Below are 9044 nucleotides of genomic sequence, written 5' to 3' on the forward strand. Positions count from 1 at the left end.
AATGCGGTCGGAGCCGGCCGCCTCTGCAAGGTCGGCGATGGCCGCGAGCGTGTCACCCGAGACGCGGCCCGCAATGGGAGCGGCACCGATGTAGAAGTTGCCGTCCCTTTGTTCGTGGACGCCCACATGGTCGCCGCGATCACCTGGCGCGGCTGTTTGTGGACCGGGACCGTCTGGGAGTTTCCATCCCAAGTAGTCCTCCTCGAGAACCTGGCGGAACTTCTCTCCGCCCCACGCCTTGACCAAGAACTTGAGGCGTGCGCGCGTGCGAAGTCGCCGGTAGCCGTGATCGCGGAAGATGCCGATCACGCCTGCCCACACCTCGGCCACCTTGTCCGGCTCGACGAATGCGCCGAGGCGGACGCCCAGGTGCGGGTTGATGGACAGGCCGCCGCCGACCCACAGGTCGTAGCCGACTCCCAACTGAGGGTGCTCGACCGCCACGAACGCGACGTCTTGCACCTCGTGGAGGATGTCGGGGATGCGGGTGCCGGTGACCGCGGTCTTGAACTTGCGCGGCAGGTTGGAGAACTCGGGAGAGCCGATGCCGCGATCGATGATCGCCTGGATGTGCGGCGTCGGGTCGATGAGCTCGTCCTTGGCCACCCCGGCCACGGGCGAGCCGAGGATGACGCGCGGGCTGTCGCCGCACGCCTCCGTGGTGAGCAGCCCCGCGTCCTCGACGCGGCGGAAGATCTCCGGCACATCCTCGATGCGAATCCAGTGAAGCTGGATGTTCTGTCGGTCGGAGACGTCGGCGGTGTTTCGCCCAAAGTCGCGAGACACGTCGGCGATCATCCTGGCCTGCCTGACGGACAGTTGGCCGCCGTCAGAGCGGATGCGCAGCATGAAGTACTCGTCGTCCAACTGGTGTGGCTCGAGTTGAGCGGTGCGGCCGCCGTCGATCCCTGGGCGGCGCTGCGTGTAGAGACCCCACCAGCGCATGCGCCCGCGCAGGTCGCTCGGGGGAATCGACCAGAAGCCCCACTTGGAGTACATCGTTTCGATGCGCTGGCGCACGTCCAGCGGGTCGGAGACGGACTTGAACTCCTCGTTGGTGTTCAGCGGCGTGCGGTCGCCAGCGGCCCACTGGCCGTCTTTGGAGGCGGTGTCCTTGCGCGCCGAAGCCTCCCGCGTGCGGATGAGGCGGGCCTCTTCGCGCTGACGGCGGCGCTCGTCGGCGTTGCTGTCGGTGGTGGTGCTCACCGATCCTCCTCGTTGGGGGGCTTACGGGAGCTCGTCCGCGAGCGCGTTCCAGCAGCGCTCGGAAGGCCGAGCGCCCAGGGTTGCAGGGGGGTCTGCGTCTGGGCGGCTCAGGCCGTCAGACACATGGCGCAGCACATCGCGCGCATCGAGCGCGTACGGGTGTGCTGGAGGGCCATGGCCGAAAGTGTGGCACGGGACCGAGGTCCCGGGCAAATGGCCAGCATGCCCGAGTTGGCGACACCTACCAGGGAGAATACCGGAGGGGGTATGCGCTAGTGGCGCACCTGATCCTCGATGAACTGCTCTATCTGGTCGATCACCAGGGGGTTCTTGGTCTGCAGTGCGATCTCCCTGGTTCCCAGAGTCACCCCGCCGCGCACAAAGTTGTGGGAACCGGTGATCGCGACTCGCTTCCCCGACTTGAGGTAGAACACGATGACCTTGGCATGGAGGTACTGGCGCTTGTTGTACAGCGTGCGGTGCCCGGTGATCGCCATCGACACGGAGATGAGGATGCGATTGACCAGGCTCGCATTGCGCGGCGGGTTGAACCACATCTCGTGCCGCTGTGAACTCACGACCTTGCCCAACTCGCCCGTGGGGCAGTATTGCGACACCAGCACGATGCGTCGGGACTTGCGGGCGTACTTGAGCGCGCGCCGGTAGATAATCGAGTCTCCAGGCAACCCACCATCGACGAGCACCTGATCCTTGCCGTACTTGAGTGCGGACGATCGGAAGCCGGAGAACCGTGAATTGGCGCGGCGGGTGCGGGAGTAGAGCCGCGCCAGGTCCTCAGCGAGCCGGTGGTCCGTGATGCGCAACATGTAGTCGACATTGGTGGCGCCCTGGTCGTCCAGGTTGACCCCGCCGAAGCTGTAGACCGTGTCGTCGACTACGCAGAACTTGGTGTGCGTGCGCCCTCGCCAGGGCAGTCCGCCCTCTTGGCCGAGCCAGTCGAACGTGGCCCCCACGTCGGTCAACTCCTTGGCCATGTCCATCGAGGCTCGCCGACGGCGTGTGAGGTAGCGCTTGGGCACAAAGCGGCCGGCAGCGTCCGCGTACGTGAAGGTGTCGGCCGCGACGTGGACGTCGACGCCGCGATGTGCCGCCGCGACCAGTGCGTCCAGCAGGGCCTCAGTCTCATGTTCGTCCGCGATGGTCAGTGCCATCACTCGCACGCGATGCTTCGCGTGGTGAATGCGGTGAGTGGCGTCGGCCATGTAGTCCTGCGGCAGGAGTAGGTCAGCCTGCTCCAGATTGCGTTCGTCTTTGACGCGCGCGGGCCCGGGGCCGGGTCTGGCCCTCGCGGTCAACTGCGCAATGTCCATGCTCCTACGGTGACACTCCGACGCGCAGATACATTCCGTGCGCGCACATCGTCACTGGAAATTCAACGAAGGTTCATGTCCGACGCGCCAGGCCTTCTCGCCGTGCGCCAGTCGCCACACGTGGATAAGAATGGAGTACCTGAACCGTGGGGTGTGCGAAGGGGTGTCTATACTCTGTGCCGTTCGCCCTGGTCGTCATCCGGGGCACCCATGTCTCCCATCTCAAGGACTCTCATCGTGACTACGGAACGACCGCTGCGCGTCGCTGTGATCGGCGCCGGCCCCGCCGGTACCTACGCGGCTGACATCCTCAGCAAGTCCAGCCTGCCCGTCTCCATCGACATCATCGAGAGGCTGCCTGCCCCGTTCGGACTGGTGCGTTACGGGGTCGCCCCCGACCACCCGCGCATCAAGCAGATCATTGTGGCGCTGGCGAACGTTCTTGGCCGTGGCGACATCCGCCTGCTTGCCAACGTCAACATCGGCACCGATCTGACGTTGCGCGACCTCCGCGAGCACTACGACGCGGTGGTCTTCGCGACCGGCTCCTTCAAGGACGCCGCCCTCAACATCCCCGGTATCGACCTTGAAGGCTCCTATGGTGCGGCCGAATTTGTGAGCTGGTACGACGGCCACCCCGACGTGGCGCGCACATGGCCGCTGACCGCCAAGGAGGTCGCGGTCTTCGGCGTCGGAAACGTCGCCTTGGACGTGGCACGCATGCTGACCAAGCACCCCAAGGACCTGGTCGCGACGGACATCCCAGCCAACGTCAAGGAGGCGCTCGAGAAGTCGCCAGTGACGGACGTCCACGTATTTGGGCGTCGCGGTCCCGCGCAAGTGAAGTTCTCACCGCTCGAGTTGCGGGAACTCGGTCAGGTACCGGACGTGGACATCATCGTCTACCCGGAGGACTACGACTTTGACGAGGGCTCCATGGCCGCCGTCGATGGGCATCACCAGACCAAGCAGGTGGTCAAGACCCTCACCGACTGGACCTTGCGCGAGCCCACTGGCGCTTCGCGACGGATCCACTTGCACTTCTTGCAGGCGCCGCACGAGGTGTTGGGTGAGGACGGCAAGGTCACGGGCGTGCGGGTCGAGCGTACCGCCTTGACGGGTGATGGCAACGCCAAGGGCACGGGGGAGTTCATCGACTATCCGGTGCAGGCCGTGTACCGCGCTGTCGGCTACTACGGCACGCCCCTCGATGGCATCCCGTTCGACGCTTCCAAGGGCACAATCGCGAACGAGAAGGGCCGCGTGCTGGACGGCGGCGACGTGTTGCCCGGCTATTACACGACCGGCTGGATCAAGCGCGGCCCGGTGGGCCTCATCGGCTCTACCAAGTCCGACGCGGCGGAGACGATCGAGAATCTGGTCGAAGACGCCGACCGGCTGTTTGCCGAGTCGGAGGCGGGCCCTGAGCAGCTCAGCCCCGACAACGTGCTGCAGCTGCTCAAGGGGCGCGGAGTTCCCGTAGTGCAGTGGAAGGACTGGGAGGTCCTCGATGCGTTCGAGCGGGCCAGCGGAGAAGCCGACGGCCGCGAGCGCCTCAAGGTGGTGCCGCGCGACGAGATGACGGACATCGCGTTGCGCCGAGACTAGCGGCCGCGCGCACCCCTTCTCGGGTCTGCAGATGGCTCAATCCGTACTGCGCGGGAGGCGCACACCCCATGGACGTGGCTCAATCCGTACCGAGCAACCTGCAGGTGCGCCCGTGGTCGGGTGAGGCAGAACTGGCCCGACTGTTGTCCGACTACCTAGTCGCCACGGAGCGCGAGAAGGGGTCGACCATCGAGTCGCCCGACGATCTGCCCCCGCAGTACCGAGTGGATCCTCCTCGGCTCGTCACTACCCTCGGGACCTCTGCGGCGTTTGTCGCTTGGCAGGGCGCCGACGCGGTGGGTTGCGTTCTTGTGACCGCCCCGGAATCGGGCGGTTGCGAGATCAAGCGGCTGTGGGTCGATCCCGCGTGTCGCGGCCGCGGAGTTGCGGGGGCACTTGTTGCGGCGGCGCTCGCTGCGGCTCGGGCGATGGGGGCGCAGCGAGCGATGCTCACCGTGTTGAGATGGCGAACGGGGGCGATCAGGCTTTACGAAAGGTGGGGTTTTGAGGCCGTCCCGTCGTGGGACGACCGCGACGACCTCTTGTGCATGGAGCGATTGCTCGAGCCACCTGCGTGAGTCGGCTCACGCCATGCCGTGGAGCGTGGCACGGCAACCGCACCACCACTGCCCATGGTGGAACGCGCGCGCCGAGCCGCCCGTTATTACGGACACGAGGAGGATGATGTGACAACCCGCAGGTACTTCAACGGCGCCAAGACGCTAGGGCTGTTTGTCCTGCTCTGGGCCGTGTTGTTGGCCATGGGTAGCTTCATCTCCGGCGGCAGCTACTTGTGGTTGTTCGCGGTGATCGGTGTTGTCAGCACGTTCGTTGGCTATTGGAACTCCGCCACGCTCGCCATCCGGGCCATGCAGGCCCGCCCGGTCACCGAGGTCGAGCAGCCGACCATGTATCGCATCGTGAGGGAACTGTCCCGCGAAGCAAACCAGCCGATGCCCCAGTTGTATGTGTCGCCCACGGCGGCCCCGAACGCCTTCGCGACCGGCCGCAACCCCTCCAATGCGGCAGTGTGTTGCACCGAGGGCATCCTCTTGCTGCTGACCGAGCGCGAGTTGCGCGGGGTGCTGGGCCACGAGCTGATGCACGTGTACAACCGCGACATCCTCATCGGATCGGTCGCGGCGGCGCTTGCGGGCATCGTGACATCGGTCGCGACCATGATGATGTGGTTTGGTGGCGGGCGCGACAGCCGCGACAGCCCGTTTGGCTTCTTCGGCCTGCTGGCCATGCTGATTCTCGCCCCGATGGCCGCCACCCTGATCCGCATGTCGATCTCCCGCACCCGCGAGTTCGATGCGGACGAGGATGGCGCGAGGCTCACGGGCGACCCCGCCGCCCTCGCGTCGGCGCTGCGCAAGTTGGAGCACGGCACTGCAGCCCGTCCGCTGCAGCAGACTTCACAACTCGAGAACGTCAGCCACCTCTTCATCGCCAATCCCTTCAAGGGGGTCGGCTTGGCCCGCATGTTCTCCACGCACCCTCCGATGGACGAGCGCATTGCTCGGCTGGAAGAGATGAACGCGAACAGGGGCTTCCTGAGCTAGGCCGTGCGGCAAGGCGCGACGAGCGCCTCCAGGCCCGCTCCGTCTAGAACAGCGCGAGCAAGAAGCCCAAGAGCAGCACCGAGTGGACCACCTCGATGGCGCCCACCACCGGAACCTTGAGGCGCCAGCGCGGCAACAGTGCGGCGCGCACCAAGAACAACGTGAAGGGCAGCGCGAGCCACGGGCTCACTGCGATGGCTCCGGCCACCGCACCCACATGGAAGGCCACGGAGAACGCGTAGTGAAGCGTGCTACCGCGCTCGCGGATCATCGTCTTGACATAGAACACCGTTCCCGCGAGGTACAGCCAGCAGGCCACGGCGACCGGGATGCTGAGCGTCCAGTCGAGGCCAGCAGTGGCCGGCGCGATCATCGCCATCAGCGCGGCCATCGTCACGGAGACCAACCCATTGCCCGTCGCGCGCTCCTGACCCGCGCGAGTGGATACCGCGTTCATGGCCAGGAGCACCGCGAACACGGGTGAAAACCACAGCAGTTGGGGGCGCGACACGAAGAGCGGGATGGCGGCGACCCCGCTGACGGTGCCGTAGACCAGCACTTGCCGCCATACGGCGCGCACCCGCAGCGTCTTCAGGGCTAGCAACGCGTAGTACGACGCCAACCAGCCGGCGATCCACACCACCAGCAGGGGCACGTGCAACCAGACGAAGCCATACTGCAGCCCAGCGAGGTAGGGCAGGAGCAGCATCGCCCACACGCCGTGTTGGGGCGGAACCCAACGCCGTCGGATCGACCCCTTGCGCGCGCCCGTGCGAGACGCCGTCGTCATTACCGGTAGTTAGTGAACTGCAGGTCGGCGTCCACGTCGGCGCCCTTGAGTAGCGCCATGGTTGCCTGGAGGTCGTCGCGGCTCTTGGAGCTGATGCGCAGTTCGTCGCCCTGGATGAGCGCCTTGACGCCCTTGGGGCCCTCGTCGCGCACCAGCTTGGTGAGCTTCTTGGCGGTCTCCTGGGAGATTCCCTCCTTGATGGTCGCACCCAGGCGGTACAGCTTCCCTGACGGCTGCGGGTCGCCGTAGTCGAGCGACTTCAGGCTCACGCCGCGCTTGGCGAGCTTCGCGATGAAGACGTCCAAGACGGCCTTCACGCGCTCCTCCGAGTTGGCTTCCATGACCACGGTCTCGCCCGACATTTTGATGGAGGCGTCCACACCGCGGAAGTCGTAGCGCTGAGCAATCTCCTTGTGAGCCTGGTTGAGCGCGTTGTCGACCTCCTGCGGGTCCACCTTGCTCACCACGTCGAAGCTGCTGTCGCCAGCCATGAGTCCTCCTTGTTGTGTGACTGTTGTGCCGGGCGCATTCACAGTGGCCCGGGATTCCTTGCTATCCTTCCATGCGCGCCAAGCGCAAGGCAGGTTACCCGAGCGGCCAAAGGGAGCTGACTGTAAATCAGCCGTCTTATGACTACGGGGGTTCGAATCCCTCACCTGCCACGACGGGGCCCGGTTCGCCGGGCCCTCGTCATTTTTCGGGACAGGTGTGGCAGTCGCAGCGGTGTACCCTCCGGGGTATGTCCACCGTGATCTCCGAGTCCGTGGCCTCCGCACTCTTTGGCGTCGAGGCGGGCACGCTGGCCGACCACATCGCCGACGCCCTGGGCGAGTCGACGCTCGATTACGACCTGGTGGGCGTGGAGTACGACTTGCGGTCTCTCATTGAGCAGGCGCTCCCCGTAGGCGTCAGCATTGAGGGTGAGGCCCTGATAGCGGCCGACGGCGTGGAGACCGACGTCGGGGCCGTGCGGGCCGCTGTGGGTTGGGTGGACGTCCACACCGTCGCGCTCGGTCACGACATGGCGGGACCGGGCGCCTGACCGTTGAGCCTGAGGCCACGGCCTAGGTCGAACCCACCGCCACCTCCCCCGCCAACGCGGGCGCCAGATTGCCACGTGACTCCACGGCAACCGCCTCGAGACCGAGCCAGCCGCGCATCGTCTCAAGTTCAGCCGCAAGGGCCGACGCGATCTCCGCGTCGGTGCGCCGCCGCGCGCCAGTCACGGCACGTTCCTCGCGCCACGCCGCCTGCACCCGCAAGGTTCCGGCCTTGCGGTCCGCCTTGAGGTCCACGCGGCCCACCATCTGGTCGCCCAGCAGGAAAGGAAGGCAGTAGTAGCCGTATACCCGCTTGTGCTCAGGCGTGTAGATCTCGATGGTGTAGTCCATCCCGAACATCCGGAGAAGTCGGGGCCGGAACCAGCAGACGGGGTCGAAGGGGCTGAGCAGAGCGGCGCCCGTGGCGCGGCCGGGGTCGGCCGCGGCTCGATGCCACGGCGCCGCGTCGCTGGGCCCACCCACTGCCATGAGCGCGGGCGCATTCCAGCCCTCGACCTCCACCCATTCGGCCAGGCCACGCTCCACGGCCGATGCCGCCCAGGCCTCCCCGCCAGCGGCGTCTGGCGCCCGGGTGCCCGGTCGCAACGGTAGGCGGAAGTGGTCGCACACGTCCGCGACCGTGCCGATGCCGCACGCAGCGAGCGCACGTTCGAAGAGTTGCTGGCGGGCGTCGGCAGGGGGAAGCCCCCACGGGTGGGAGCCTCCCGCGTCCACAGCGTCGGCAGGGGGAAGCCCCCACGCCCGCGCCGTGGCGTCGTACGTGCGGGCAAAGTGGCGCCCCCGCGACGCCGCGACCTTGCCGGCGATGAACAGGTACTCGAGAGCGTCCTTGGTGTGGCTGGTGTCCCACCACGGGCCCTTGGGGCCGTCCCTGGGCGCGAGATGCTCCACGTCTGCACCCACCAAGGGCCCCTGCTCCTCAACAAGCGCCCTCACGCCGTCGATCAGGCCAGGGCGCTCGGCATCGAGCCGGTCGCGCCACTTCGACTGCCACGAAACGCCGGACACCATGCGGTGATGCATCGCGGGCAGCAACTCACGAGGCATCACGGAGGCCTCGTGCCCCCAGTGCTCGAAGGCGTGAGCCGAATGCCCTTTCGCGTCGCCCCACAGAAACGCCTCCGCCCGTGCCAAAGGGTAGGGGCCGAACCGGGAAAACAGCGGCATGTAGTGGGCGCGGGCCAACACGTTCACGGTGTCGAGTTGGAGGACGCCCTGGGTGTCGAGGTACGCCGCGAAGTCGCGTTCCCGTACCGCGCGCGATGGGCGCTTGCGGGCGAGTCCCTGGGCGTGCAGAAAGACGCGACGGGCCTGTGCGGCGCTGACGGCAAGTGTCACGAGCGACACTGTAGCGATCAGGTGTGACACGCTCTAAGCGGTGCGGATTGGCCGATTTCCTGTGGGGACCTTGCGCCGTGTACGCTAGTTCGGCTTGCCCCGATAGCTCAGTCGGTAGAGCGTTTCCATGGTAAGGAAAAGGTCC

General features: G+C 66.5%; 9 protein-coding genes and 1 tRNA gene. 5 read left to right on the forward strand and 5 right to left on the reverse strand.

Going from position 1 to position 9044, the window contains the following annotated elements; translation table 11 throughout:
- Together QZZ33_RS07335 and QZZ33_RS07340 are read right to left on the reverse strand one after the other, a co-directional pair.
- Positions 1-1143: nitrite/sulfite reductase (locus QZZ33_RS07335; protein WP_291379130.1), on the reverse strand; the 1143-nt coding region annotated here is incomplete at its 3' end.
- Positions 1144-1478: 335 nt separating this feature from the next.
- Complete coding sequence (locus tag QZZ33_RS07340; protein WP_291379122.1) at positions 1479-2537, reverse strand: phospholipase D-like domain-containing protein; 1059 nt, start codon at positions 2535-2537, stop codon at positions 1479-1481.
- 237 nt (positions 2538-2774) lie between these two features.
- Here QZZ33_RS07340 and QZZ33_RS07345 point away from each other — a divergent pair, with 237 nt between their 5' ends.
- The 3 genes from QZZ33_RS07345 to htpX all read left to right on the forward strand — a co-directional run bounded on the left by QZZ33_RS07345 (position 2775) and on the right by htpX (position 5710).
- Positions 2775-4145, forward strand: coding sequence for an FAD-dependent oxidoreductase (locus tag QZZ33_RS07345; RefSeq protein ID WP_291379123.1), 1371 nt, complete (start codon positions 2775-2777; stop codon positions 4143-4145).
- Between the two features lie 68 nt (positions 4146-4213).
- On the forward strand, positions 4214-4723 hold the full coding sequence (locus QZZ33_RS07350; protein WP_291379124.1) for a GNAT family N-acetyltransferase: 510 nt from the start codon (positions 4214-4216) through the stop codon (positions 4721-4723).
- Between the two features lie 108 nt (positions 4724-4831).
- Complete coding sequence (gene htpX / locus QZZ33_RS07355) at positions 4832-5710, forward strand: zinc metalloprotease HtpX (protein WP_291379125.1); 879 nt, start codon at positions 4832-4834, stop codon at positions 5708-5710.
- A 43-nt stretch (positions 5711-5753) separates the two neighbouring features.
- Here the strand turns inward: htpX and QZZ33_RS07360 are convergent, their stop codons facing one another.
- Together QZZ33_RS07360 and QZZ33_RS07365 are read right to left on the reverse strand one after the other, a co-directional pair.
- A complete protein-coding gene (locus tag QZZ33_RS07360) occupies positions 5754-6500 on the reverse strand; it encodes a YwiC-like family protein (RefSeq protein ID WP_291379126.1) in 747 nt (248 codons plus the stop codon).
- The gene (locus QZZ33_RS07365) at positions 6500-6991 is read right to left on the reverse strand and encodes a YajQ family cyclic di-GMP-binding protein (RefSeq protein ID WP_291379127.1); all 492 of its coding nucleotides are present in this window, start codon (positions 6989-6991) and stop codon (positions 6500-6502) included. Before QZZ33_RS07365 ends, QZZ33_RS07360 begins: the two co-directional genes overlap by 1 nt.
- Positions 6992-7079: 88 nt before the next feature.
- Between QZZ33_RS07365 and QZZ33_RS07370 the strand changes: the two genes are divergently transcribed.
- Positions 7080-7162: transfer RNA gene (locus QZZ33_RS07370), tRNA-Tyr, on the forward strand.
- Positions 7163-7239: 77 nt separating this feature from the next.
- The gene (locus QZZ33_RS07375; RefSeq protein ID WP_291379128.1) at positions 7240-7542 is read left to right on the forward strand and encodes a hypothetical protein; all 303 of its coding nucleotides are present in this window, start codon (positions 7240-7242) and stop codon (positions 7540-7542) included.
- A gap of 22 nt (positions 7543-7564) precedes the next feature.
- Here the strand turns inward: QZZ33_RS07375 and QZZ33_RS07380 are convergent, their stop codons facing one another.
- On the reverse strand, positions 7565-8899 hold the full coding sequence (locus tag QZZ33_RS07380) for a crosslink repair DNA glycosylase YcaQ family protein (protein ID WP_291379129.1): 1335 nt from the start codon (positions 8897-8899) through the stop codon (positions 7565-7567).
- Positions 8900-9044: the final 145 nt, after the last annotated feature.

The organism is Demequina sp., assembly GCF_016278775.1.
Lineage (GTDB): Bacteria > Actinomycetota > Actinomycetes > Actinomycetales > Demequinaceae > Demequina.

Coding starts and splice junctions, on each gene's coding strand:
- QZZ33_RS07340 (WP_291379122.1), bottom strand. CDS start 2,537: ATGGACATTGCGCAGTTGACCGCGAGGGCCAGACCCGGCCCCGGGCCC.
- QZZ33_RS07350 (WP_291379124.1), top strand. CDS start 4,214: ATGGACGTGGCTCAATCCGTACCGAGCAACCTGCAGGTGCGCCCGTGG.
- QZZ33_RS07360 (WP_291379126.1), bottom strand. CDS start 6,500: ATGACGACGGCGTCTCGCACGGGCGCGCGCAAGGGGTCGATCCGACGG.
- QZZ33_RS07365 (WP_291379127.1), bottom strand. CDS start 6,991: ATGGCTGGCGACAGCAGCTTCGACGTGGTGAGCAAGGTGGACCCGCAG.
- QZZ33_RS07375 (WP_291379128.1), top strand. CDS start 7,240: ATGTCCACCGTGATCTCCGAGTCCGTGGCCTCCGCACTCTTTGGCGTC.